Origin of the sequence: Streptomyces sp. NPDC002838 (genome assembly GCF_040295365.1) — a bacterium.
Taxonomy (GTDB): Bacteria; Actinomycetota; Actinomycetes; order Streptomycetales; family Streptomycetaceae; genus Streptomyces.
Window position 1 is genome coordinate 81492 of record NZ_JBEOVF010000010.1, and the last position, 24790, is coordinate 106281.

21 protein-coding genes and 1 pseudogene are annotated in these 24790 nt (G+C 73.3%); 12 read left to right on the plus strand and 10 right to left on the minus strand.

Annotated elements, in window-relative coordinates; translation table 11 throughout:
* Positions 1 to 6: 6 nt before the first annotated feature.
* Entirely contained in the window at positions 7 to 1698 is a 1692-nt protein-coding gene (locus ABT063_RS15880) for a DUF885 domain-containing protein (RefSeq protein WP_351057930.1), read from the plus strand.
* Here ABT063_RS15880 and ABT063_RS15885 read toward each other — a convergent pair whose 3' ends face one another.
* The 3 genes and pseudogenes from ABT063_RS15885 to ABT063_RS15895 all read right to left on the minus strand — a co-directional run.
* Complete coding sequence (locus ABT063_RS15885; RefSeq protein ID WP_351057931.1) at positions 1699 to 2544, minus strand: SDR family oxidoreductase; 846 nt, start codon at positions 2542 to 2544, stop codon at positions 1699 to 1701. It abuts the gene before it with no gap.
* 65 nt (positions 2545 to 2609) lie between these two features.
* The gene (locus ABT063_RS15890) at positions 2610 to 3125 is read right to left on the minus strand and encodes an immunity 21 family protein (protein WP_351057932.1); all 516 of its coding nucleotides are present in this window, start codon (positions 3123 to 3125) and stop codon (positions 2610 to 2612) included.
* Positions 3126 to 3169: 44 nt separating this feature from the next.
* Positions 3170 to 3514 (minus strand): annotated as a pseudogene (locus ABT063_RS15895) (rhodanese-like domain-containing protein); the annotation flags it as partial.
* An 85-nt stretch (positions 3515 to 3599) separates the two neighbouring features.
* Here ABT063_RS15895 and ABT063_RS15900 point away from each other — a divergent pair.
* A complete protein-coding gene (locus ABT063_RS15900; RefSeq protein WP_124444108.1) occupies positions 3600 to 4046 on the plus strand; it encodes an Lrp/AsnC family transcriptional regulator in 447 nt (148 codons plus the stop codon).
* Between the two features lie 2 nt (positions 4047 to 4048).
* Here the strand turns inward: ABT063_RS15900 and ABT063_RS15905 are convergent, their stop codons facing one another.
* The 5 genes from ABT063_RS15905 to ABT063_RS15925 form a co-directional block, all read right to left on the minus strand.
* Positions 4049 to 7042 carry an AAA family ATPase gene (locus ABT063_RS15905; RefSeq protein ID WP_351057933.1) on the minus strand — a complete coding sequence of 998 codons (2994 nt, stop codon included), beginning with the start codon at positions 7040 to 7042 and terminating at the stop codon, positions 4049 to 4051.
* Entirely contained in the window at positions 7039 to 8202 is a 1164-nt protein-coding gene (locus tag ABT063_RS15910; protein ID WP_351057934.1) for an exonuclease SbcCD subunit D, read from the minus strand. Before ABT063_RS15910 ends, ABT063_RS15905 begins: the two co-directional genes overlap by 4 nt.
* 152 nt (positions 8203 to 8354) lie before the next feature.
* On the minus strand, positions 8355 to 9350 hold the full coding sequence (locus tag ABT063_RS15915; protein ID WP_351057935.1) for a methyltransferase: 996 nt from the start codon (positions 9348 to 9350) through the stop codon (positions 8355 to 8357).
* 59 nt (positions 9351 to 9409) lie between these two features.
* Positions 9410 to 11470 (minus strand): multicopper oxidase family protein, encoded by a 2061-nt coding sequence (locus ABT063_RS15920; protein WP_351058059.1) that lies wholly within the window; start codon positions 11468 to 11470, stop codon positions 9410 to 9412.
* A 43-nt stretch (positions 11471 to 11513) separates the two neighbouring features.
* Positions 11514 to 12773 carry an acyltransferase domain-containing protein gene (locus tag ABT063_RS15925; protein ID WP_351057936.1) on the minus strand — a complete coding sequence of 420 codons (1260 nt, stop codon included), beginning with the start codon at positions 12771 to 12773 and terminating at the stop codon, positions 11514 to 11516.
* 193 nt (positions 12774 to 12966) lie between these two features.
* On the opposite strand from ABT063_RS15925, the gene ABT063_RS15930 reads away from it, so the two are divergent.
* Together ABT063_RS15930 and ABT063_RS15935 are read left to right on the plus strand one after the other, a co-directional pair.
* Positions 12967 to 13437: an anthrone oxygenase family protein gene (locus tag ABT063_RS15930; protein ID WP_351057937.1), complete on the plus strand. Its 471-nt coding sequence runs from the start codon at positions 12967 to 12969 to the stop codon at positions 13435 to 13437.
* A gap of 297 nt (positions 13438 to 13734) precedes the next feature.
* On the plus strand, positions 13735 to 14619 hold the full coding sequence (locus tag ABT063_RS15935) for a DUF6410 domain-containing protein (RefSeq protein ID WP_351057938.1): 885 nt from the start codon (positions 13735 to 13737) through the stop codon (positions 14617 to 14619).
* 57 nt (positions 14620 to 14676) lie between these two features.
* Here ABT063_RS15935 and ABT063_RS15940 read toward each other — a convergent pair whose 3' ends face one another.
* Positions 14677 to 16155, minus strand: coding sequence for an MFS transporter (locus ABT063_RS15940; protein ID WP_351057939.1), 1479 nt, complete (start codon positions 16153 to 16155; stop codon positions 14677 to 14679).
* Positions 16152 to 16607: an anthrone oxygenase family protein gene (locus ABT063_RS15945; protein WP_351057940.1), complete on the minus strand. Its 456-nt coding sequence runs from the start codon at positions 16605 to 16607 to the stop codon at positions 16152 to 16154. Before ABT063_RS15945 ends, ABT063_RS15940 begins: the two co-directional genes overlap by 4 nt.
* Before the next feature lie 312 nt (positions 16608 to 16919).
* On the opposite strand from ABT063_RS15945, the gene asnB reads away from it, so the two are divergent.
* The 8 genes from asnB (at position 16920) to ABT063_RS15985 (ending at position 24783) form a co-directional block, all read left to right on the plus strand.
* Positions 16920 to 18782, plus strand: coding sequence for an asparagine synthase (glutamine-hydrolyzing) (asnB, locus tag ABT063_RS15950; RefSeq protein ID WP_351057941.1), 1863 nt, complete (start codon positions 16920 to 16922; stop codon positions 18780 to 18782).
* Positions 18783 to 18850: 68 nt separating this feature from the next.
* Positions 18851 to 19894: a methyltransferase gene (locus ABT063_RS15955; protein WP_351057942.1), complete on the plus strand. Its 1044-nt coding sequence runs from the start codon at positions 18851 to 18853 to the stop codon at positions 19892 to 19894.
* Positions 19895 to 20005: 111 nt separating this feature from the next.
* Positions 20006 to 20941 carry a hypothetical protein gene (locus ABT063_RS15960; protein WP_351057943.1) on the plus strand — a complete coding sequence of 312 codons (936 nt, stop codon included), beginning with the start codon at positions 20006 to 20008 and terminating at the stop codon, positions 20939 to 20941.
* Positions 20942 to 20946: 5 nt separating this feature from the next.
* A complete protein-coding gene (locus ABT063_RS15965) occupies positions 20947 to 21429 on the plus strand; it encodes a PNPOx family protein (RefSeq protein WP_351057944.1) in 483 nt (160 codons plus the stop codon).
* 75 nt (positions 21430 to 21504) lie between these two features.
* On the plus strand, positions 21505 to 21831 hold the full coding sequence (locus tag ABT063_RS15970; protein ID WP_351057945.1) for a TcmI family type II polyketide cyclase: 327 nt from the start codon (positions 21505 to 21507) through the stop codon (positions 21829 to 21831).
* A 41-nt stretch (positions 21832 to 21872) separates the two neighbouring features.
* Positions 21873 to 22304 (plus strand): cupin domain-containing protein, encoded by a 432-nt coding sequence (locus ABT063_RS15975; RefSeq protein ID WP_351057946.1) that lies wholly within the window; start codon positions 21873 to 21875, stop codon positions 22302 to 22304.
* Positions 22301 to 23572, plus strand: coding sequence for a beta-ketoacyl-[acyl-carrier-protein] synthase family protein (locus ABT063_RS15980; RefSeq protein ID WP_351057947.1), 1272 nt, complete (start codon positions 22301 to 22303; stop codon positions 23570 to 23572). The genes ABT063_RS15975 and ABT063_RS15980 overlap by 4 nt, the downstream gene beginning before the upstream one ends.
* Positions 23569 to 24783 (plus strand): ketosynthase chain-length factor, encoded by a 1215-nt coding sequence (locus tag ABT063_RS15985; RefSeq protein WP_351057948.1) that lies wholly within the window; start codon positions 23569 to 23571, stop codon positions 24781 to 24783. The genes ABT063_RS15980 and ABT063_RS15985 overlap by 4 nt, the downstream gene beginning before the upstream one ends.
* Positions 24784 to 24790 lie beyond the last annotated feature (7 nt).

Below are 24790 nucleotides of genomic sequence, written 5' to 3' on the forward strand. Positions count from 1 at the left end.
GTCCGCATGTCTGAGACCAAGAGCCCGCTGCCCCGCGAGGTCGCCGACACGTACGTCGACGATCTCATCGCCCTCGACCCGGTCACCGGTACCTATCTCGGCGTGCAGGAGAGTTCGAGCAGGCTGCCCGATCTCTCGCCCGCGGGCCAGCAGGCGCTTGCGGAACTCCAGCGGACGACGCTCGCGCGGCTCGACGAGGCCGAGCGGCAGCCCGGCGCGGACAGTGACATCGAGCGCCGGTGCGCGCGCCTGCTGCGCGAGCGGCTCACCGCGGAGCTCGCCGTGCACGAGGCGGACGAGGGCCTGCGAGCGGTCGGCAACATGGCCACGCCCGCGCACTCGGTGCGCGAGATCTTCACCGTCACGCCGACGCAGTCGGACGAGGACTGGGCGCGGATCGGCGAGCGGCTGCGCGCGGTGCCGGCCGCGCTGGCGGGCTACCGCGAGTCCCTCGCGCTCGGTCTGGAACGCAAGCTGTACGCGGCCCCGCGCCCGACGGCCACCTTCGTCGAGCAGCTGACCGAGTGGGCGGACACGGACGGCAAGGGGCGCGGCTGGTTCGAGGACTTCGCGTCGGCCGGCCCCGAGGCGCTGCGCACCGAGCTGGACGAGGCCGCCCGCGCGGCGACCGCGGCCGTCGTCGGGCTGCGGGACTGGATGCGCGAGGTGTACGCGCCGACGATCGAGGGCGCCCCGAACACGGTGGGCCGTGAACGCTACGCCCGCTGGGCGCGCTACTTCAACGGCACGGACCTCGACCTGGACGAGGCGTACGCGTACGGCTGGTCCGAGTACCACCGGCTGCTCGCCGAGATGAGGCAGGAGGCCGAGAAGATCCTGCCCGGCGCCGAGACGCCGTGGGTCGCGCTCGCGCACCTCGACGCGCACGGCAAGCACATCGAGGGCGTCGACGAGGTGCGGGACTGGCTGCAGGGTCTGATGGACCAGGCCATCGACACGCTCGACGGCACGCACTTCGAACTCGCCGAGCGGGTACGGCGGGTGGAGTCGCGCATCGCCCCGCCCGGCGGTGCGGCGGCCCCGTATTACACGCCCCCGTCGGAGGACTTCTCGCGCCCGGGCCGCACCTGGCTGCCGACGATGGGCCAGACCCGCTTCCCGGTCTACGACCTCGTCTCGACCTGGTACCACGAGGGCGTCCCCGGTCATCATCTCCAGCTCGCGCAGTGGGTGCACGTCGCCGGGAGCCTCTCCCGCTACCAGGCCTCCGTCGGCATGGTCAGCGCCAACGCGGAGGGCTGGGCGCTGTACGCGGAGCGCCTGATGGACGAGCTGGGCTTCCTCACGGACGCGGAGCAGCGGCTCGGCTACCTGGACGCGCAGATGATGCGGGCCGCCCGGGTCATCGTCGACATCGGCATGCACCTGGAGCTGGAGATCCCGGCGGACTCCCCCTTCCACCCGGGCGAGTGCTGGACGCCGGAGCTGGCGCAGGAGTTCTTCGGCGCGCACAGCAGCCGCCCGGCGGACTTCGTGGAGAGCGAGCTGACCCGCTACCTGACGATTCCCGGCCAGGCGATCGGCTACAAGCTCGGCGAGCGGGCCTGGCTGCTGGGCCGCGAGAACGCGCGCAGGCGGCACGGCGACGCCTTCGACCTCAAGGCCTGGCACATGGCGGCACTTTCGCAGGGCTCGCTGGGCCTGGACGACCTGGTGGACGAGCTGTCGGCCCTCTGATCAGCGCCGGAAGCCGCCCTCGGAGTCGATCACCTGACCGGTGACCCAGTCCGCCTCGTCCGTCGCCAGCCAGGCGATGAGGCGGGCCGGGTCGTCGGGCATGCCCCAGCGGCCGGCCGGGAACATCGCTTCGACGGTGTCGTACGCCTCACCGGTCAGGTAATCCGTGTCCACCGGGCCGGGGTTGACCGTGTTCACGGTGACCGCGTGCTCGGCGAGGGTGGTCGACAGGGAGCGGGTGATGGAGGCGAGGGCACCCTTCTGGAGGGCATACGCCATCTCGCCCGGCATGCCGCCCGCGATGTCCTGGCCGGAGGTCATCATCACCACGCGGCCCCCGGGTGTCCGTGGCGGCAGTGCGGCCCGCAGCCGCGCGTACGCCTGTACGAGCAGCAGCACCGAGCGGGTGTCGACCGCCCAGTGCGCGTCGAGCATCGCGGCGTCGATGGTGTCGAGGGTGCCGTCGGAGCCGCTGAGGGCGTGGTTGGCGACGAGGACGTCGAGCCGTCCGCCGAGTGCCGAGGCGGCGGTGGCGATCAGCTCTGCGGGGACGGCCGGATCGGCCAGGTCACCGGGGCCCGCCACGACCCGGGCGTCCGGGTCGCCGAGCGCGGCTCGCACGGAGGCGGCCACGTCCTCGGGCCGGTCGGCGCCCCAGGGCATCCGCTCGTCGTGCGGGACATGGTGGTGCAGATAGACGCTCGCCCCGTACGCGGCGAGCCGCCGGGCCACCGCGTGCCCGATCCCGGCCCGTCTGCTCGCTCCGGTGACCAGGGCGGTCCTGCCGCGCAGGGGCAGGGGGTCGCGGCGCAGCTCTTCCGGGGTGGGGTGCGGGAGTCGGGGCATGCGGATCATGATGGGCGGTGGCCCGGTGGTGACGCACGTGGATTTTCAGCCGCGGGGTCTTGTGGTCAGTGCGGCAGCCGCCGCAGCTGGACGAGGCCGAGCCAGGTCTCCGGGCCGGGTTGCACACGGGCCGCGCGGACGGCGTACCGGCCGGGATCCAGGGCGACTCTGACGTGATCGGTGCGCGTGGAGTCCGTTCCGGGCCACGCCGCGTCGAACAGCAGCACCGCGCCGGGCACGTCCCAGCACACCTCCGGTTCCCACGCCGCCGAGTCGAGCGCCGTCGGCACCTCCGCGAGAAGTGCGGCCTCGGAGTCGGCCGCGGACCACCGTACGAAGATTCCGTGATCCGGCAGATAGGTGGTGGAGGCGGGCTCGTCGCCGAGTACCAGCGCGGCGCTGTCGCCGACGGGCAACAGCCCGATGAACCCGTCCACTTCGCACGCCCGGTCGTAGTCCGACGCCGTCTCGTCCCCGTCGGCTCCCGCCCAGAACGGCAGGACCGTCTCCGGGACCGCGATGAGCGGCCCTCCGCCCGACTCCACCCACTCCACCGCGCCCGCCTCCGCGTATCGCTCCATGCGCCAGAACCTACACGCATGCAAACCCCGCCGGGACCCTACCGTCAGCAGCCGCAGTCCGCCGCGTCCACCGGAGCCGTCAGCCGGTCGGCGGCGCGGCGCTCACGCCCTTCCCAGGTCTCGAACTCGAAGCCCTCGCGCGCCCAGTACTCGAAGCCGCCGAGCATCTCCTTGACCTGGTAGCCGAGTTCGGCGAGGGCGAGGGCGGCACGGGTGGCGCCGTTGCAGCCGGGACCCCAGCAATACGTCACCACCGGCACGGACTTGTCGAGGAGTCGCTCGGCCTGCTCGGGGATGAGCGCGGTGGGCAGGTGGATCGCGCCCGGGATGTGGCCCTGGTCCCAGGACTCGGTGGAGCGGGAGTCGAGCACGACGAAGCCGGGGTCGCCGCTACGGTCGCCGGACCACACCCTGAAGAGCCGTTCCCCGGCGAACCCCTTGATCGGCCGGTGATTTCCCTGCTATTCCTCGGACATGACCGTGTATTCCCCGGACGCCACCGACTGGCGCATCCTCGACGTCCTCCAGCGGGAGGGCCGGGCCAGTTTCGCCGAGCTCGCCCGGGCCGTGTCCATGTCCGCGAGCGCGGTCACGGAGCGGGTGCGGCGGCTGGAGGAGGCGGGTGTCATCCAGGGGTACGCGGCCGTCGTGGACCCCGAGCGGCTCGGCCTGCCGATCCTGGCGTTCGTCCGCCTCCGCTACCCCAACGGCAACTACAAGCCCTTCCACGATCTCGTCGCGGTGACCCCGGAGATCCTCGAGGCCCACCACGTGACGGGCGACGACTGCTTCGTGATCAAGGTCGCGGTGCGCTCGATGCGGCACCTGGAAGAGGTGTCGGGCAAGATCGGCACGCTGGGCTCGATCACCACCAGCGTCGTCTACTCCTCGCCGCTGCCCCGGCGCCCGCTGGGCCACTGACCTCACCCCACGCCGCGCTGCCGCAGCGCCGACCCCGACCTCCCCTTGACGACCTCCAACTGCGCGTGGATCCGCCGTCGCAGATCGGGGACGTGGCTGACGATGCCGACGCTGCGGTCGCGTTCACGCAGGGAGTCCAGGACGTCCAGGACCTCGTCGAGGGTCTGGTCGTCGAGGCTGCCGAAGCCCTCGTCGATGAAGAGGGTGTCCAGCCGGACCCCGCCGGCCTCGTCCGTGACCACGTCGGCGAGGCCGAGGGCGAGCGCGAGGGAGGCGAAGAAGGTCTCCCCTCCGGACAGGGTGGCCGTGTCCCGCTCGCGGCCGGTCCAGGCGTCGACGACATGCAGCCCGAGCCCGCTGCGGCCGCGTCCGCTGCGGTCGTCGGAGTGGACGAGGGTGTAGCGGCCGGACGACATGCGTCGCAGCCGTACGGTCGCGGCGGCGGCCACCTGTTCCAGACGGGCCGCCAGGACGTACGACTCCAGGCGCATCCGGCGTTCGTTGTCCGCCGAGGTGCCCGCGGCGAGGCCGGCCAGCCGGGCCACGCGGTCGTACTCCTCGCGCAGCGGCGCCAGCCGCCGTACCCCTGCGGACGCTCGCCGGGACAGCCGGTCGAGTTCGGCGCAGCGCCGGTCGGCGGCGTCGCGGTCGGAGGCGGCGTCGCGCAGCCGCTGGGCCGCGAGGGCCGCGACCCGCTCCGCCGCGGTGAGGTCGGCGGGCGGCTGCTGGGCGGCGGCCGCGGTGTCGGTCTCGGCGAGGACGGCACGTACAGCGGCCTCCTCGGACTGCCAGGCGTCCAGCCGGCGTTGGAGCTCGCGGTGGGCCGCGTCGTCCAGGAGCGCGGCGGCCGCGGCCTGCGGTGTGTCGAAGCCCGCCCGGAAGGCGGCGTCGGCGAGGCGGGCGTCGGCGTCCTTCAGGCGCTGGGCGGAGTCCTCGGCGGCACGCGCGGCGTCGGCGGCGTCGGTCAGCAGCGCGACCCGCCGCTCCAGCTGCGCGGCCCGCGCGGCCACGCTCTCGGCCGCGCCACGAGCCTGGGCCAACTCCCCCTCCAGAGTGGCCCTCTCGCGGTCCAGACGCTCGCGATGACCGACCCGGGAGGCGGCCCGCACCGCCGCCTGCTGGTGAGCGGCGGTGCGCCGCTCGTGTTCGTCCTCGACCCGGCGCAGCTCCTCGCGCGCGACGTGCAGCGCGGAGGCGTCCTTGCGGGCCTGCGCGTACAACCGCTCCAACTCGTCGGCTGCTCCGGCGAGTTGACTAGTCGGCGTGTCCCCGGCCTCGGCGGTGGCGGCGGCCAGGGCTTCCCGTACGACGCCCAGGCGCCGTTCCTTCTCGGCGTGCCGTTCCTCCGCCTGCTGGTACGCCGCCAGCGCCCGCTCCTCCGCCTCCCGGTCGACGTGCCCGGCGTCCTTGCGCGCGGGTGCGGGATGGTCGGTGGCGCCGCAGACGGCACAGGGTTCGCCGTCCGTGAGCTGCGCGGCGAGCTCCGCGGCGATGCCGTTCAGGCGCTGTTCCTTGACGTCCAGCCAGTGCGCCTTGGCCTTCAGTGCCTGCTCCCGTGCGAGACGGGCCTGTTCGGCGGCGGTCTCCGTGTCGCCGGCCAGCTGGTCGCGCATCCGCGCGGCGCCGAGCCGCTGCCGGGCGGGCTCGCGCTGCACGGCGAGCTGCTCGGCGCGGGTCGCGGCCTCCTGGGCGGTCTCGATACGGGCCTGAAGACCGGCCCGGGTCGCCTCCCAGCCGGCGAGCCAGGCCTCCGTCTCCAGACGGACGTCCTCGTCGGCCCGCTCCTGACGGTCCAGATCGACGCGCTCGTCGACGAGTTCGGTGAGCCGCTGCTCGGCGCGACGGGCCGACTCCAGCCCGCCCAGCTCCTCGGCGGCCCGGCGCGCGGCGGTGGCGAGGCCGGCGGCGCCGGCGTCCGTGAAGGTCTCCGGGAGCAGACCACGCGCGCGTGCCTTTGCCGCGGCCGCCCGGCGGTGTTCGGTGTCGGCGGATTCCCGCAGCTCCAGGGCCGGTGCCACCGCCTCCGCCTTGCGGGCCCGCTCCATGCGTGCCCGCGCCTGGCGGTGAGCCTCGGCCCGCTCCTCCAGGTGTGCGGCCCGCTTCCGTGCTTCGGCGAACCGGCTTTGCAGCCGGGCCCGTTCGCGTGCCTCGTCCAGCGCGCGCCCGGCCGCCGCCTGGGCGGACTCGGCGGCGGTGAGGCGGCAGTGGGCGATGGTCAGCCGTTCGCGGGCGGTGCTGCGGGCGACGGCGGCGGCGCTCAGGACGGCTTCCGCCAGCCCGGGCTCGCCCGGTGCCAGTTCCGGCAGCTCCATGCTGTCGCCGGCCGCCTGCTGCATGCGATGGGCGTCGGCCAGCAGGGCGGCGTCCCCCTCACGCACGTGGGCCTCGGCCGCGCGTCGGCGCTCGGCGAGGCGCTGCTCGACCGCGGCGAACCGGCGGGTGTCGAAGAGGCGGCCCAGCAACTTGGCGCGCGCCTCGGCGTCGGCGCGGAGAAAGCGCGCGAAGTCGCCCTGGGGCAGCAGCACGACCTGGCAGAACTGCTCGCGGCTCATGCCCAGCAGCTGGGTGATCTCCTCGCCGATCTCCTGGTGGGAGCGGCTGAGGTCCTTCCAGGCGCCGGCCGTCGCGCCGTACTCGCGCAGCCAGGTCTGGGCCTTGTCGAGGGTCGTGCCCGAGCCGCGCTTCTTGGGCCGCTCCCAGGGCGGCTGCCGGGTGATCTCCAGCCGGCGGCCCGCGACGGTGAGTTCGAGGCGGACCTCCGTGCGCGTGCCGGGCGCGGCGTGGTCGCTGCGCAGAGTCGTGCCCTGGCCGGCCTGGCGGGCGCCCGGCACCGAGCCGTACAGCGCGTAGCAGACGGCGTCCAGGACGGAGGTCTTGCCTGCTCCCGTCGGTCCGTGCAGGAGGAAGAGCCCGGCGGCGGACAACTCGTCGAAATCCACGGTCTGGGAGCCGCCGAAGGGCCCGAACGCGGTGAGGTCGAGACGGTGCAGCCTCACCGCGCCACCTCCCGCACGGCCTCGTCCGCGCGCACCGTGTCGAACGCGTCCCGCAGCACCGCCCGCTCCCGCTCGTCGGGCCCGGCGCCGCGCACATGGGCCACGAAGTCCTCCGCGATCTGCTGGTCGCCGCGGCCGGCGAGGCGCTTGGCGTACGACACGGCGGGGTCGTCCGGGGCGCGTTCGGGGTCGAAGACCAGGCTCAGCGTGTGCGGGAAGCGCTCGGTGAGCCGGGCCATGGGGTCGGCGGGGCGGACGGCGTCGGTGAGGGTCGCCTCGACCCAGGCCTCCTCGTGCCGGGAGAGTTCCGGATCGGCGAGCAGGTCCTCCAGGGTGCCCTGGACGCGGGCCAGGGCGCGGGGCACCGGGCAGTCGACGCGCTCGGCGGTGACCGCGCCGTCGGCGGCCAGGTCGACGAGCCACATGCTCTTGCGGTGCTCGGCCTCCGAGAAGGAGTACGCCAGCGGGGAGCCGGAGTAGCGCACGCGCTCGGTGATGGTCTGGCTGCCGTGCAGGTGCCCCAGCGCCACGTAGTCGACGCCGTCGAAGACCCCGGCGGGCACGGCGGCCACTCCGCCGACGGTGATGTCCCGCTCGCTGTCGCTGGCCTCGCCGCCGGTGACGAAGGCGTGCGCGAGGACGACGGAGCGGGTGCCCCGCGCGCGCGTGGCGAGGTCGGTGCGGACCCGGTCCATGGCGGCGGCGAGCACGGCCTCGTGCCCGGCCCTCTCGACTGCGAACTCGTCCTTGACCAGGGCGGGTTCGAGATACGGCAGTCCGTAGAAGGCCACGTCTCCGTGCCCGTCGGCGAGAACCACCGGCGTCCCGCACGCCGACGGCTCGGTCCGCAGATGGATCCCCGCGCGCCCGATCAGGCCGGCGCCCACGCCGAGGCGGCGCGCGGAGTCGTGGTTCCCGGAGATCATCACCGTGGGCACACCGAGGCCGGCGAGGCGGTGCAGGGCGTCGTCGAACAGCTCGACCGCGGCGAGCGGCGGCACCGCACGGTCGTACACGTCCCCCGACACGACCACCGCGTCGACCTCGCGCTCCCGCACGGTCGTGACGAGGTGGCCGATGAACTCGGCCTGGGCCCCGAGCATGTTGACCCGGTGGAACGCCCGGCCGAGATGCCAGTCGGAAGTGTGCAGAATTCTCAAGACGCCGCTCCGACCCGCAATGTTTCCCCCTGCTCCGCCCCGAGACCCAGCACCGAACCAGCACAGTCCTCGCTGTCAGCACCGACCACGCTAACGCCTGTCAGCACCTGATCCACCACGGACCTCAGTTCGGCGGTACTTGTCTCGCTCCATCACGCCTGGGTCGGGCGGCACTGGAAAACGGTCCAAGCGCCCCGGGACGGCGCGGCGAGCAGGTCGAAGCCGGCGGTCGTGAGCAGGTCGCGCCACTGGGCGGCGGTACGTTCGCGGCCCCCGGTGATCAGCAACATGTCCAGGTCGACCACGGCCGCGAGGTCCGGCGAGCTCGCGCCGACCACCCGTTCCAGGACGAACAACCGCCGCTCGGGGTCGTCTCCCATCGCCTGCCGCACGGCACGCAGCACATGGACCGCCTCGGCGTCGGGGAGCTCGTGCAGCACCTGCTTGAGCAGATGGGCCTGCGCGTCCCGGGGCAGGGTCGCGGTGTCCGCCACCACGGTCCCGGAGCAGTGCGGGTGCTCGCGCAGCAGCGCCTGAAGGAACAGGCCGTCGCCCCGCAGTTCGGCCACCCGGGAGAAGGGGGTCAGGTCGATCAGCGAGGTCAGGTAACTCAGGTCACCCCGGTGGCCGGTGGCCACGGCCCGGGCGACGCGTCCGGCGGCGTCGGCGTCGGCGCGCAGGTGCTCGTGGTAGGGGTGTCCGAAGATCTTCGCGAAGGCCGGCTCTCCGGTCCGCAAGGTGTCCAGGATGTCCCGGTACGGCAGCCAGGTGAGGTCGTCGCCGTACATCAGCACCAGGTCATGTCGGGACTCGGGCACGTCCGAGCGCAGCAGTTCGGCGGCCGGGGTGAGGGCGAAGCGCCCGTCCGGCTGCTGGGCGAAGACGCCCAGCGCGGAGGCCGCCCGCAGCACCCGAGCCAGGGCGTCCGCGTCGGCGCCGACGGCCTCGGCCAGCCCGGCCGCCTCGCGGGGGCCGTCGGCCAGGTGGTCGGCGACACCGAGCCGGGTCAGCGCCCAGATCGCGCGGCTGACCGAGCCGACCACCGAGAAGAACATCAGCTGGTGGCCGGGGGGCATCCCGGGCAGCGCCCCCGGCGAGAACTGCCGCTGTCCGCCGGGCCCCTGGGGCTTCTCAGGCGTGTCCGTCACGTTCGCTCTCCCGTCCTCGTGTCGTGGACTGCCGGGTCCGCGTCCTCGGGCCCGGCCGTTCATTCGGTCCGGTTGCCGGTCTCCCGGCCGACCCGGTAGGGGGTGGTGACGTTCTCGTACGACAGGTGCGTCATCATGCCCAGCACGGCGTGGTCACCGATGTGGCAGTGGTCCATCCAGATGCCGGGGTTGTCGGCGCGGAAGGCGACCTCCCAGACCTCACCGACGCGGACGTTCACCGTGTCCAGCCACACGGGGCTGCCGGTCACCGGGCGGCCGTTCCTGCTCAGCACCAGGACGTGGTGTCCGTGCAGGTGCATGGGGTGGTCGAAGTGGCTGCGGTTGGCGAACCGCAGCCGTACCAGGTCGCCCTCGCGCACGGTGAGGTGCGGGATGTCGGGGAACGCCTTGCCGTTGACGGTCCAGGTGATCCGGAAACGGCCGTCGTAGAAGCCGATCTCGTTGTCGAACACCGTCGACTGGGTGCGGGAGAAGCGGCTTTCGGGCCCGAAGGGCGTGGGGGCGGGAGTGCCGTACGTCGTCGGGTCGAACACCCGGGAGGGGATGTCGGGGGTGACCTCGCCGCGACCGTCCGCGCTGATCAGCAGACCCCGGTCGCGGGCGCCGACGAAGTCCTGCACTTCGGTGAGCCGCACCGGACGGTCGGGCATGACGAACTCCACGTCGTAGCGGGCGCCCGCGCCGAGGGCCAGCTTCTGACCGCTGACCGGGGTCGGCCCGTGCACGGCGTTGCCGTCGAGGGCGGTGACCCGGAAGGAGGTCCCGGTGAGCGAGAACTCGTGGGTGAGACGGTCGGAGTTGAGCAGGCGCAGCCGTACCCGGCTGCCCGGTGCGGCGCGTCGGCGTTCCAGCCGGTCGGCGAGGCCCAGGGCGGGCACGGAGTCGGCGTCCTCGGTGTCCTCTGTGTCCCACGAGTGCATGGCGAGGAACCAGTCGTGGTCCGCCGGCCGGGGCTTCGGCGGGTCGATGATCAGCGCGCCGAAGAGTCCCCTCATCTGCTGGACCGAGGTCTGCTGGTGGGAGTGGTACCAGTGGGTCCCGGACTCATCCGGGCGGAAGCGGTAGACGTGGGTGCCCCCGGGGCGGACGGCGTTCTGGGTGACGCCGGGGACACCGTCCTCGGCGTTGGGCACGTCCACACCGTGCCAGTGCACGGCGACGTTCGCGCCGCGCAGTTCGTTCCGTACGGTGACCTCGACCAGTTCGCCCTGACGCATCCGCAGGTCCGGTCCCGGGACCTGGCCGTTGAACGCCCACGCCCGGACGGTGCGGCCGGAGGCGAGCCGGATCGTCTTCTCCTTGGCGACCAGGGTGAACCGGCGGTCGGGGCGTTCGTCGCGCGGCCCGGTCAGCTCGGTGACGGAGGTCGTGCCGACGGCGGCGGTCACGGACTCCCCACCTCCGTGGTGCCCCCCGGCCGTGGCACCCGGGGGCGCCATGCTCATGCTGGCGGGCAGTCGGCTGCTCGCGGCGGCCAGATTGGCCAGCCCGGTGCCGGCGACCGCGACGGCGGCCACGGCGGCCACCGCACGCAGCGCTCGTACCGGGACGGAACGCCGCGTGCGCGGCCCGGACCGGGCGGCCAGCCATCTGCGGGTCTGCCAGAACCAGGCCAGGGCGGCGAGCAGCACGACCGCGGAGTGGATCAGCAGGGCCGGCCCGAGCAGCGGTGGGGCCAGAATCGTGACCAGTGCCGTCCACAGCCCGACGAACGCGCCGACGGCGGTCACCTGCACGGGTACGACGGCCGTCGGCGAGAAGGCGGCCGTTCGTGTCTCCAGGGACGGCCGGCGTGCCCAGGCCAGCAAGCGCGGAACCGTGCAGACGAGCGCCGCCAGGGCCGGCAGGACCAGCGACGGCAGCGCCACCGCGAGCCGGTCGATGACGAACAGCAGGCTCTCCCGTCCCATGAGCACGACGGTGGTGATCCTGCCGAGGACGAGCAACGTGCCGAGCCCGAGCAGGGTCAGCAACGTCACCGCCCGGGCCCGCCCGCGCCGGGCGGTCCGCTCCACCGGCCGCCGGCCGGCGCAGACCGCGGCCACTCCCCAGACGAGGACGTTGAGCGCGGCGGCCTGCATGTCGGCGTTGAGCAACATCTCGAACACGGTCGGGTCCTCCGGGAGCGGGGCGGGAAGTGGCTCACAGGCAGTCGGCGCGCGGGCCCGTCAGCTCCGGGACATGACCCTCCAGCCACAGTCGGCCCGCGGCGGTCAGCAGGGTGCGCCGGTCCTCGTCGGGCGGTCCCGGCCGGGCCGGGAGGAGGGATACGACGGCGCTGTCACCGGAACGGACGGCCGGGTGCTGGCGGGCGATGGTGGTCAGGCCCTGGCCGGGGCCGGCCTCCAGGAGAAGGTGGCGTCCGCTGCCGAGCAGCGCGTCGAGGGCCGGCCAGAACAGCACGGGGTCCGCCACCTGCCGGGCCCAGAAACCCGGCCGGGCCGCGCGTGCGGCGTCGAGCGCCGCGCCGGTGTACGCCGAGTACAGCGGCCACGCCGGCGCGCCGGGCCGTACGGCGGCCACGAGCGGGCGTGCCCGTTCGGCGGCCCGGTCCATGACGGGGCTGTGGAACGCCTGCCTCGCGGCCGCGCGGCGGCAGGTGAAGCCGTCTGCGCGGAGTTTCTCCTCGACCTCGCGCAGCTGCGGATCGGGACCGGCCAGCAACGTCTGACGGGGCGCGTTGACGGCGGCGACCGCCACCTGGCCGCCGGCCGGCAGGTATCCCTCCAGTTCGCCGGCGGGTGCGGCGACGGCGAGCATGCCGCCCGGCCCGGTGGCCACGGCGGCGTCGATCCGGTCGCGCAGGACCCGTACGGCGTCCGGCAGGGTGAACACCCCGGCGAGGGTGGCGGCCACCAGTTCGCCGACGCTGTGGCCGAGGAGCGCGGCCGGCACGACACCCCAGCCGAGCACCATGCGGCCCAGCGCGTATCCGACGCCGAAGAGCAGGGGCTGGGCGCGGGTCGCGTCGTCCAGGGGCACGTCGGGGTCGCCGGACAGCCATTCGTCGCGCAACCGGTACCCCTCGCGCCCGAACGCCGCGAAGACCTGGTCGAGGGCCTGGGTGAACAGCGGCTCGTAGCCGTACAGCCCGGTGGCCATCGCCCGGTGCTGCGTGCCCTGACCGGGGAAGAGCAGCGCCACCGGCCGCTGCTGGGGCGTGTGGTGCCGCGGCTGCTCGGCCAGCTCCTGTACGGCCTCGTCGACGCTGTCCGCGACGACGGCGCCGCGCACGGGGTCGAGGCCCCGGCGCCGATGAGCGAGCCGGACCGCGCGCGGCAGCCGGTCCGGCTCGTCGTCAAGGGTCAGGTACCGGCGCAGGGCGTGCCGCCGGCGACTTTCGCGTTCCTCGTCCGACGCCGACCACAGCAGCAGGTACGGGGCCTTGGGCGTGGGTTCCACAGCGCTCACCTCCGGGCTCGACCGAACGAAGCCTGGGCATGACCACTCGAAAACCCGTCGAGACACCCTGAAACCCTGGCTCGGTCCCTGTCCGGGGCGCCTTCTCCAGCGATTCTCCGCGCGCGCTTGAGAGCTCCCGTCGACGCTGGGCGCCTCAGGTCGGCGGCCGTGAGGCCCGGGAGGGCGGAGAGTCATGGACTGGTTGACGCACATCCTCGTACCGGTGGCGGCGGTCAGCGGCGGCATGGCGGCGGGCGGCATGATGATCGCCGTACTCGGCGCTCCCCTGCTGCTGACCCTGCCGCCGCAGCGGTACGTCGCCCTGCACCAGCTACTGGTGACGCGGTTCGACCCGTTCATGCCGGTCTGTCTGCTCACCGCGCTGGCGACGAACCTGGCCCTGGCGCTGGTCGTGTCCCGGGACGCCGCGCAGGCGCTCTACGCCGTGGCCGTGGTGCTGCTGGCCGGCACCGTCTTCGTCTCGCTGAAGCGGAACGTGCCGATCAACAAGTGGCTCAAGACGCTCGATCCCGAGTCCCTGCCGCCCGACTTCGACCGGCTGATCCACCGCCGGGTCCGGTGGCGCAACTGGAACCTGGTGCGCGCCTCCTTCACCCTCGTCGCCGTCGGCGTCAACGGCGTGGCGATCGGCGTCCTGGTCTAGGGCCTGTCCGGCGGATCATGCCGCGGACGCGGGGTCTGGCACGCCCGTCTGCGGCGTTGTCGTCGGTTGCCGACTCCCCCATCGCGTCGGCGCCCTCCTCCGCCTTGCGGCTGGACGCACCCCCACGCTCGAATGCGCTCGCGCGGGGGGACCCCCATCGCCCCCGCTCACCGGCGCTGATGAGGCGCCGCCGATTTCCTGCGACCTGATCCGCCGGACAGGCCCTGGGGCGATCCGGCCCGGTAGGACGCCCTGGCGCAGGGACCTCCCGATCCCCCTACCTCGGAGGTGTACGCAATGACGAGCGAACCAAGGGCGGCCGTGCGGCCGCGCCGGCCCGTCCCCGTGCCGGGCGGCCGTCCGACCGTCGGGCTGGACATGCCCCCGGCCGGACGGGCGCTGCGGTTGCTGTTCGCCGCCGTCGCCGTCTGGTACCGGGTGGACCGGGACAGCCGGTTCGACGGGGCCTACTTCCTGCGGACGGTGCTGTGCTTCCTCCTGGTCGCCGCGGTGTACACGGCGGCGTACCGGCTGTTGTCCGCGCTGGTGCTGGACCGGGTGAGCCCGTGGACCGGCACCGCCCTGTTCCTTCTCCCCTCGCTGCTCTACCCGCTGGACCTCGGACCGTCCGCCCTCCATGACGGGCTGGGCCTGTACACGCTGCTCGGGTTCGTGCTGTGCCCGCTGGCCCGGTACGCGGGGGCCGAGGTCACGGCCCTGCCGGCCCTGCTGACCGGACGGCGGGGGCACCGGCTGTACTCGCCGTTCAACATCGCCGACCGTGCCGAACTGGCCTTCCGTACCTCCCCCGGCGACGGCCGGCGGCCGTGGTGGGCGCTCTGCGCGGTGGTGACCGGCTGCTACTTCGTGGCGGTCTGGGTGGTGCCTCTGCTGCTGGTCATCTCCCCGGTGGAGGACGCGGTCGACGGCTATGAAGCGCCCATGTGGTGGGCCCTGGTCCTGCTGCTGCCCGTGACCTGCCTGGCGCTGCGGGCCCGCCGGAGCGCGCCGGGTCCGGACCGGCGCACCTGGGGGCTGGCGGCCCTGTTCCTGCTGTGCGCGATCCCGGCCGGGACGAACGTTCCGGACATGCTGTGGGGCGGCATCATGCTCATCGGCATCGTCACTGCCGTCGTCCGGGGGGTGCGGCGGCTGCGGCGCCGTACACCGACGACGGGCTGACGCGTCCCCGCTGCGAGGCACCGCGCGACGTGCGTCGCGCGGTGCCTCTCGGACGGCTCAGTGGGCGTCCTCTGCCGCCGCACTGCCGCTCCCGCGGGGCAGCAGGAACAGCAGGGCGAGCGTGACGAGGACGACGGCGAGTTGCAGGAGCATGGTGACGAGGACGGCGTTCTCGTAGTCGGCGGCGCTCGCGGCGGCTGTGTCGCCGAGGAGGGCGTAGAACACACCGCCGGTGACGGCGACCCCGACGGCGGCACCCGCCTGCCGGAACGTGGAGAACACCCCGGACGCGGACCCCGCGTCGGCGTGCGCCACCCCACTCAGCGTGACATTGAGGACGGGGGTGCTGACCAGGCCGACGCCGACGCCGAACAGCAGCAGGCCCGGTACGAGCGCCGGTACCGACAGGGACCGGCCCGCGACCGCGACGGTGACCGTCACGAGCACCACGCCCGCCACCGCGGCGAGGCAGCCCGCGATCAGTACCCGGCGGCCGTGCCGTCGGGCCAGCGGGATCGCCAGGAAGGAGGAGAGCGCCGTGCCCAGTGCCCAGGGCAGCAGGCACTGCCCGGCGCGCTGCGGGCCGAAGTCCAGGCCGTGCTGGAGGAACAGGACGAAGACGAAGAAGAATCCGGTCATCAGCGCGGCGAGGTTGAACGTCACCAGGACGCCGGCGGTGAAGACCCGGCCGCTGAACAGGTGCAGGGCGATCAGCGGAGCGCCGCCCGCGCGTTCCCGCCGCCGCTGGTGCGTCACCAGCAGCCACAGCGCCGGAGCCGAGGCCGCCAGTGCCGCCCAGGCCCACCAGGGCCAGCCCAGTTCCCTGCCGTACGTCAGGGGGCACAGGAACAGCAGCAGCGCCACCGCCGCCAGCGCCACTCCTCCCAGGTCCAGCCGGCGGCCGTCGGCCGCCCGGGACTCGTCCAGGTGGCGCAGGCCGCCGACGACGGCCAGCAGACCGACCGGGATGTTCACCAGGAAGAGCGAGCGCCAGCCCCAGCCGAACAGGTCGGCCTGGACGAGGACTCCGCCCAGCACCGGGCCGGCGACGCTGGCCAGGCCGATCACGGCGGCGTACAGGCCCATCGCCGGTCCCCGGCGCGCGGGCGGCACCGTCAACTGGAGCACGGTGAGGACCTGGGGTCCCATCATGGCGGCCGAGATCCCTTGCAGGACCCGGGCCAGCACCAGCAGCGGCACCGTGCCGGCCGCTCCGGCCAGGGCCGAGGCGAGGGTGAAGCCCACGGTCCCGGCCAGGAAGACGCGTCTGCGGCCGGCGAGGTCACCCAGGCGGCCGCCGGTGACCAGCAGCAGGGCGAACGGCAGGGCGTAGCCGGCGAGCACCCACTGGGCGGTCGCCTCTCCGGCGCCGAGGTCGCGCTGGATCTCGGGGACCGCGACGTTGACGCCCATGACGTCGAACTGGTTCATGAACGTGGCCAGCAGGACCACGGCGAGCGCGCGCAGGGGGTGCCGGGGCCCGGACGCGGCCTCCTGGCCTGCCGGGGCCGCCCCGGGCCGTGACGTCGCGCTCATGGCAGTAGTGCCACGGCGAGGGCGTTCGCGGCCAGCGCGGTCAGCGCGCAGGCGGTGCGCAGGCGGTGCCAGTTCCGCCAGGGCAGACGCGGGTCCTGCCAGTCCGGCGGGATGGCCGCCGGGTCCAGGGAGTGGACGCGCTTGTTGATCGGCACGTTGCCGAACTGGGAGACCACCTGCACCCCGACCATGGCCAGCAGCGCCACGGCGAACAGCGCCCGGGCGCCCGCCTCGTCGGCCACGAACAGCAGGACCAGGTCGGCCAGGACTCCCACCGTGACGACCAGCGGCATCACCGGGTGATAGCCCTCGCCGAGTTTGCGGTGGAGCTCCACGTACCGGTCGGCGGGCAGCGTCTGTACCGCCGGCAGCACGCTGACCGCGACGGCGAAGAACACGCCCGCCACAATGCCGCTGCCGATGACGGCAGCCGTGCCCAGTAGCTCGATCATGGGCCCTCACCTTCTCCTCGCGTTCCGCGACGGACGACGAATGACACGACGTCGCAGGACAGTGCCGGTGCGGCCTCAAGACCGGTTGGAGGCGGGCTCGACACGAGGACCTGATCCGGGTGCGCCCGCCCGCTCCATCGAGGCTTGAGAAACGCCCGAGGGGGGCGGGACAGCCTGACGGGCACCGGTCGCGCCGAAGCCGTACCCGGGCCGGAAGCGCCGGCCGCACCAGGGCAACGCCCGGCCCTCCGCGGCCGGAGCTCTCAGGACGACTCCCGACCTGGACGACAAGGACCAACACGAGGAGCGCACATGTCTGGTATCGCCGGGTGGGTCGACCACCGTCGCGACCTGACGCGCGAGCGGGCCACCGTCCGCGCGATGACCGCGACCATGGCCTGCCGCGGCCCCGACGGAGAGGGTCTGTGGACCTCGGAACGCGCGGTGCTCGGTCACCGCCGTCAGATCGTGCTCGACCCCGACGGTCTGCCCGAGCCCGTCGCCTTCCTCGCCGACGGCCGGACGGTGGCGGTCACCGCGCTGGACGGCGAGATCTACAACGCGGAGCAACTACGCCGGGAGCTGAAGTCCTCCGGACACCGGTTCCGCGGCCGTGGTCACGCCGAAGTCGTCCTCGCGGCGTATCTGCGCTGGGGCGCCGACTGTGTGCGGCGGCTGGTGGGGATCTTCGGTCTCGCCGTCTGGGATCACCGGTCCCAGGAGCTGCTGCTGGCCCGTGACCGGCTGGGCAACAAGCCGATGTTCTACCGTCCCACCGCGGACGGCGTGATCTTCGGCTCAGAACGCAAGGCGATCCTCGCCCATCCGCTGGTCGAGCCGGTGGTCGACATGGACGGCCTGCGGGAGATTCTGTCGTACGCCGGCACGCCCGGGCACGGCGTCTTCCGCGGGATGCACCAGGTCCGCCCCGGGCACCTGGTCCGGGTCACCCGCGAGGGGCTGCGCGAGCACCGCTACTGGGCGCTGGAGGCCCACGAACACACCGACGACCTGGACACCACGGTACGCACCGTGCGCGAGCTGCTGGACCATGCCGTGGCCGAGCAGCTCGACGCCGACGTGCCGCTGTGCATGATGCTGTCGGGCGGGCTGGACTCCAGTGGGGTCACCGCGCTCGCCGCCCGGACCCTGCGCGAGCGCGGCGCCGCGCCCCTGCGCACCTTCACCGCCTCCTTCCGCCAGGAGGCGGAGTTCCAGGCGGACGAGGTGTGGTCCACGCCCGACGCCCCCTACGCGCGGGAGCTGGTCGAGCGGGTCGGCGCCGAGCACACCGACGTGGTGCTCGGCACGGAGGACCTGCTGGACCCCGTGGTGAAGGCCAACTCCCTGCGGGCGAAGGACGTCCCCAGTCCGCTGGGGAACATGAACACCTCCCTGTACGTGCTGTTCCGGGCCATCAAGGAACATGCCGACGTGGCGGTGCTCGGCGACGCCGCGGACGGTGTCTTCGGCGGCACCATGTGGATGTCGATGCCGCCCCTGCTGGAGGCGAAGACGTTCCCCTGGACGGCGATGGCGCACTGGAGCGGCGGCCGCCACGGGATGGGCACCGACCTGCTGGAGCCGGGCCTGCTCGGCAAGCTGGACGTGCCCGGCTACTGCTCCGACCGCTACCAGGAGGCGATGCGGCGCGTACCGCACGTGCCCGGACAGTCCGCCGAGGAACACCGGATGCGGGAGATCTGGTACCTCAACGTCACCAGCTGGCTGGAGACCCTGCTGCCGCACAGCGAGTCGGTGGCCCAGTCGCTGGGCCTGGCACTGCGACTGCCGTACTGCGACCACCGGCTGGTCGAGTACGTGTTCAACGCGCCGTGGTCGATGAAGGGTTTCGACGGCCGCGAGAAGAGCCTGCTGCGCGCGGCGCTCGCCGACGTGCTGCCCGAGTCGATCCTGCAGCGCCGCAAGTCGCCGTACCCGGTGACGCAGGACGTCGCCTACGCGCGGGCCCTGTGCGACGGGCTGCGCCGACTGGCCGCCGACCGGGACGCGCCGGCCGCGGGGCTGATCGACGCCGAGGCGGCGCAGACGTTCGTCGAAGACCCCGCGGCACTGGTCACCGGGCCACGCGCCTGGGTGGCCCGCACGCACGTGGAGATGCTCTTCCAGCTGAACGCGTGGCTGGACGAGTACCGGGTGCGGCTGGACCTCTGAGCGCCGCTTCCGCAGCGCCGCACCGCGCCTTCCGTTGTTCCCATCCGTCCTCCTCCAGGGAGTTCCGCATGCCCGACACGCACGCCCACGGCACCTCCGACGCCTCGGAAGCCCCCGACGCCGCCGCTCTGCTGGAACTCGGGCAGAGCTACTGGGCCTCCAAGACACTGCTCAGCGCCGTAGAACTGGGTCTGTTCAGCCTTCTCGCCAAGGAGCCGGCCCCGGAGCGGGAGATCCGCGAACGGCTCTCGCTCCACCCGCGCGCGACCCGCGACTTCCTGGACGCGCTGGTCGGTCTCGGCGCCCTCGAGCGCGATGGCGAGGTGTACCGCAACAGCCCGGCCGCCGACCTCTACCTCGACGAGGGCAAGCTCCCCTACCGGGGCGGCTTCCTGAAGATGCTGAACTGGCAGTTCAACCTGTGGGCGCAGCTGACGGAGCTGCTGCGCACCGGCGCACCGCAGACCAAGGGGCCCACGCACTTCGACGACTTCTACTCCAAGCCCGAGGCGGTGCGGGGCTTCATGGTCGCCATGGACGGCGCCAACGCCCTGGTCGGGCCCGCGCTGGCCAAGGAGTTCGACTGGAGCGGCCGTACGTCGTTCATCGACGTCGGCGGGGCCCGGGGCAACCTCGCCGCGGCGATCGTCAAGGCCCATCCGCACCTGCGGGGCGGCAGCTTCGACCTGCCGCCGGTGGAGCCGTTCTTCGACGAGCACGTCGACCGGCTCGGTCTCGCGGACCGGCTCGACTTCCACGCCGGCGACTTCTTCACGGGCCCGCTGCCCTCCGCCGACGTGCTGATCTTCGGTCACGTCCTGCACGACTGGAACGACGACCAGCGGCTGACGCTGCTGCGCAAGGCCTACGACGCGCTGCCCGAGGGCGGTGCGGTGCTGATCTACGACGCCCTCATCGACGACGGGCGGCGCGACCCGAAGAACCTGCTGCTCAGCCTGAACATGCAGTTGGTGACCACGGGCGGCTCGGAGTACACGGGAGCCGACTGCCGCTCCTGGCTGGCCGAGGCGGGCTTCAGCCGCACCGAGACGGTGCCGCTGACCGCGGCCGACACGCTGGTCGTCGGCCACAAGGGGCCCGCGACCGCGTGAGGGCACGGCCGACGCCGCACCCCCGTAAGTAGTTTCCCGCGCCGGGTCCGGCGCGGGCATCCCGACCACCGTGACGCCACACATACCCGCCCACACAAGGAGACCCGTACCTTGACCTCCGTACCCCTGCCCCCCGGAACCCAGGGCGCCTCGCCCACCGTCGGCCTGTCCCGGCGGCGGATGCTGTTCGGCGCCGGCGTGACCGCGGGCGCCCTGCTCGGCGTGCTGCCCGCGGCGTCCCCGGCGGCCGCCTCACCGGCGCGCCGCCCCGTACGCCCGGCCGCCGCCTTCGACGTTGTCGTCACCCAGGACTCGATCACCGCGCCGAGCACGGTGCCCAGCGGTCCGGTGACCTTCCATGTCACCACCCCCACGGAGGGTGGCATGGGGCTCCCCCTCGTCCACATCCGCGTCCCGATCGACAAGTACCTCGACGACCTGACCCGGATGAACAACGCGACCACGCCCGCCGAGGCCGCCGCTGCCGCCAAGGTGGTGGAGGGGGAGTCGGTGAACCTGGGTGGGGCCGCGGTCCAGCCCGGTGTCGGCGCGACGTACACCCAGATCCTGTGGCCCGGCCGGTACTACTTCCTCGCCTACGACTTCGACAGCGCGGCGCGCCCGGTCGCGCACGCCCTGACCGTCCGGGGGACGGCGACCGGGGAGCCGCCCGAGCCCGTGGACCTGATCCGGCACACCCGGTCCGGCTTCCGGGTGCCCGGCGACCGGCTGCACGCGAACGGCACGCACCTGGTGATCAACGACTCGGGCGTGCTCAACGAAGCCGTGCTGCTCCCGGTGCGACCGGGCACGACCGCCGCCGAGGTGGACGCGTTCTTCGCGGCGCTGCGCGACGGCACCACTCCGCCGTCGAACCCGATCATCGGCGGAGCGACCGGGTCCCCGCCGCTGTCCCCCGGCCGTTCCGCGCGGGTGGCGGCGTCACTGCCGCCCGGCGGCTACGTGCTGTCCTCGTGGATCACGAGCAGCACGACCGGCCGACCGCGCGTGTTCGACGGCTTCTACAAGCTGGTGACGCTGGCGTGAACCGCGTGGGTGACACCGTCGACGACTGGAAGCCACCGCCGATCGCGGTCGCCCGGGCGGCCAACCGGCTCGTCCGGCCGTTGCTGCTGTCCCCGCTGCACGTGCTGGTCAGCCGCCGGTTGATGTTGCTGGAGTACACCGGCCGCCGCACCGGGAACCGCTACCGGATCCCGGTGGCCTACCGCCCCTGGGGCGACGACGGCGGGCAGGTCCTCGCGACCAGCGTGGGCACCGGCTGGCCGGTCAACCTGCGCGGCGGTCAGCCGGTACGGCTGCTTGTCCGGGGTCGCTGGCGGACGGCCGAGCCGACCGTCGTGGAGCGCCCGGAGGAGGTCGCCGACCTGCTCGGCGACCTGGCCGCCCGGCAGGGCCCCCGCGCGGTCGCCGCACTGCGCGTGGGCCTGCCGGGCGACCGGCAGCCCACTCGCGACGAGCTGCTGCTGGCCGGCACCCGCGTGCGGGTCGGACGGTTCCGGTTCACCGGCTGACGGCTTCGAGCCGACCTGCACGAGGACTCGAGCCCCTACCAGAACGATCGACCCATTGCGAACAAGGAGGCACCAATGGCGCACAGGACGCTCGTCGTCGCGAAGATGAAACCCGAGGACGCCGACGCGGTGGCCGAGGTCTGGGCCGAGTCGGACGCGACCGAACTGCCGTACATGGTCGGCGTCTCGCGCCGCACCCTCTTCAGGTTCCACGGGCTGTACTTCCAGCTCGTCGAGGCCGAGCAGGACATCACCGAGAACCTGTACCGAGCGCGCAGCCACCCGCTGTACCAGGACATCCACACCAAACTCGCCCGGTTCATGACCCCGTACGACCCCGACTGGCGCGAGCCCAAGGACGCCATGGCCCAGGCCTTCTACACCTGGACGCCCAGCCGGTGAGCGGGACCGGTGCCGGCGTTCCCGGCCACGAGGAGAACAGAGTGACGGCCCCACCTGTGCGCAAGGTCAGCCGCGCCGAGGTCGAACCGAACCGGCGGCGCGGCGGAGACGTCCGTATCCTGCTCAGCCCGCGGACCGTCCAGTCGACGTCGGGCTTCGGCGGTTCCCTGACGCTGGAGCCCGAGGAGTACGTGTGCGAGCACATCCACCCGTACTCCGAGGAGTTCGTGTACGTCGTCGGCGGACAGCTGCGGATCCGGATCGGCGAGGAACTGATCGACCTGGGCGAGGGCGACTCCGTCATGGTCCCCATGGGAGTACGCCACCGCATGGTCAACCTCGGCAGTGAGCGAGCTCAGGTGATCTTTCACCTGGCGCCGCTGGCACCGCGGCCCGAACTGGGCCACGTCGACACGGAGTTCCTGCCGGACCGGTCCGACTCGCCGGCCCCGCCCGTCGGCGGTGCCCGGTGAACGCGCCACGGGTCGCCGTCACCGGGATCGGCGTGGTCGCGCCCGGGGGCGTCGGCCGGGAGGCGTTCTGGTCGATGCTCACCGCGGGGCGCACCGCCACCCGCCGGATCACCTTCTTCGACCCGGCCGGCTTCCGCTGCCAGGTGGCCGCCGAGGCCGACTTCGACGCCGCCGCGCACGGGCTGGGCCCGCAGGAGATCCGGCGCATGGACCGTGCCGCCCAGCTGGCCGTCGTCGCCACCCGCGAGGCGCTGCTCGACTCGGGACTCGACTTCGCCGCCCTGGACCCCTCCCGCACCGCGGTCACCGTGGGCAACGCGGTGGGTTGCACCATGGGCCTGGAGCAGGAGTACCGGGTGGTCAGCGACGGCGGCCGCAAGTGGCTCGTCGACCACCAGTACGCGGTGCCGCACCTGTACGACTACCTCGCGCCCAGTTCGCTGGCGCGGGAAGTGGCGTGGGCGTGCGGGGCCGAGGGGCCGACCGCGGTGGTCTCCTCCGGCTGCACCTCGGGCATCGACGCACTCGGGCACGCGACGGGGCTGTTGCGCGAGGGCACCGCGGACGTGGTGATCGCGGGCTCCACCGACGCGCCGATCTCCCCCATCACCCTGGCCTGCTTCGACGCCATCAAGGCCACCTCGACCTTCAACGACCTGCCGGAATCGGCGTGCCGCCCGTTCGACGGGGACCGGCGCGGGCTGATCCTCGGGGAAGGCGCCGCCTTCTTCGTCCTGGAGTCGCTGGCGGCGGCGCGCCGCCGCGGTGCGCACGTCTACTGCGAGATCGCCGGGTACGGCGGCCGCGCCAACGGCTACCACATGACCGGGCTGAAGCCGGACGGCCGGGAGATGGCCGAGGCGATCCGGGTGGCGCTGGACCAGGCACGGCTGAACCCGGACGACGTCGACTACGTCAACGCGCACGGCTCCGGCACCCGGCAGAACGACCGGCACGAGACCGCGGCCGTGAAGACGACGCTCGGCGAGCACGCGTACCGGGTGCCCATGAGTTCCATCAAGTCGATGGTGGGGCATTCCCTGGGCGCCATCGGGTCGATCGAGGTGGCCGCGTGCGCGCTGGCCATCGAGCACGACGTGGTGCCGCCGACCGCCAACCTGACCCGGCCCGATCCCGAATGCGACCTGGACTACGTCCCGGTGACGGCACGGGAGCACCGTACGGACGTGGCCCTGTCCGTCGGCAGCGGGTTCGGCGGGTTCCAGAGCGCGATCGTGGTGGCCGATCCCGAGGCGGTGCCCGCATGACGGCCGTGGTCACGGGGCTGGGCGTGATGGCCCCCAACGGGACGGACACCGAGGCGTACTGGTCGGCGACGCTGGACAGCAAGAGCGGCATCGGCCGGATCGAGCGTTTCGACCCCACTCCGTATCCGGTCACGCTCGCCGGGGAGGTCACCGGCTTCGACCCGGCGGACCACGTGCCGAGCCGGCTGCTGGTGGAGACCTCCGCCATGAGTCATCTGGCGCTCGCGGCCGGGGAGATGGCGATGGCGGACGCCGGTGTCGTGCCGGCCGAACTGCCCGAGTACGAGATGGGCGTGGTCACGGCGAACGCCACCGGTGGCGTGGAGTTCGGCCAGCGGGAGCTGCAGAACCTGTGGAGCGGCTCACCGTCGGACGTGGGCGCGTACATGTCGATCGCGTGGTTCTTCGCGGCGACCACCGGGCAGTTGTCGATCCGGCACAAGCTGCGCGGGCAGTGCGGTGTCGTGGTCAGCGAGCAGGCGGGCGGTCTGGACGCCATCGGACAGGGCCGCCGGCTGCTGCGCGGCGGGCACCGGATGGTCATGGCGGGCGGGACCGAGTCGGCGATGTCGCCGGCCGGCCTGGTCGCCCAGTTGCCCGGGCACCTCAGCCGCCGCGACGATCCCGCCCGGGCCTACCTGCCCTTCGACGCCGACGCGTGCGGTTACCTGCCGGGCGAGGGCGGGGCCATCCTGATCGTCGAGGACGCGCGGCGGGCCGCCGAGCGCGGGGCTCCCCACCGCTACGGCGAGATCGCCGGCTACGCCGCCACCTTCGATCCGGCCCCCGGGCTCGGCCGGCCGCCGACGCTGCGTGTGGCCGCGGAACGCGCCCTGGCCGACGCGGGGGTGAGTCCCGCGGACGTGGACGTGGTGTTCGCCGACGCCTACGGGGTTCCGGCACTCGACCGGGCGGAGGCCGAGGCCATCTCGGCGGTGTTCGGCCCGTACGGCGTCCCGGTGACCGCGCCGAAGTCGATGACCGGGAGGCTGTACGCCGGGGCCGGCGCCCTCGACGTGGTGGCGGCTCTGCTGTCGGTCCGGGACGGCATCATCCCGCCCACCGCCAACGTCACCGAACTCGCCCCGGGCTGCGACATCGACCTCGTGCTCGACCGGCCCCGGCCCGCGCCGGTCCGTACCGCCCTGGTGCTCGCCCGGGGGCACGGCGGCTTCAACTCCGCCCTCGTGGTCCGTGCCGTGACGCACTGAACGACAT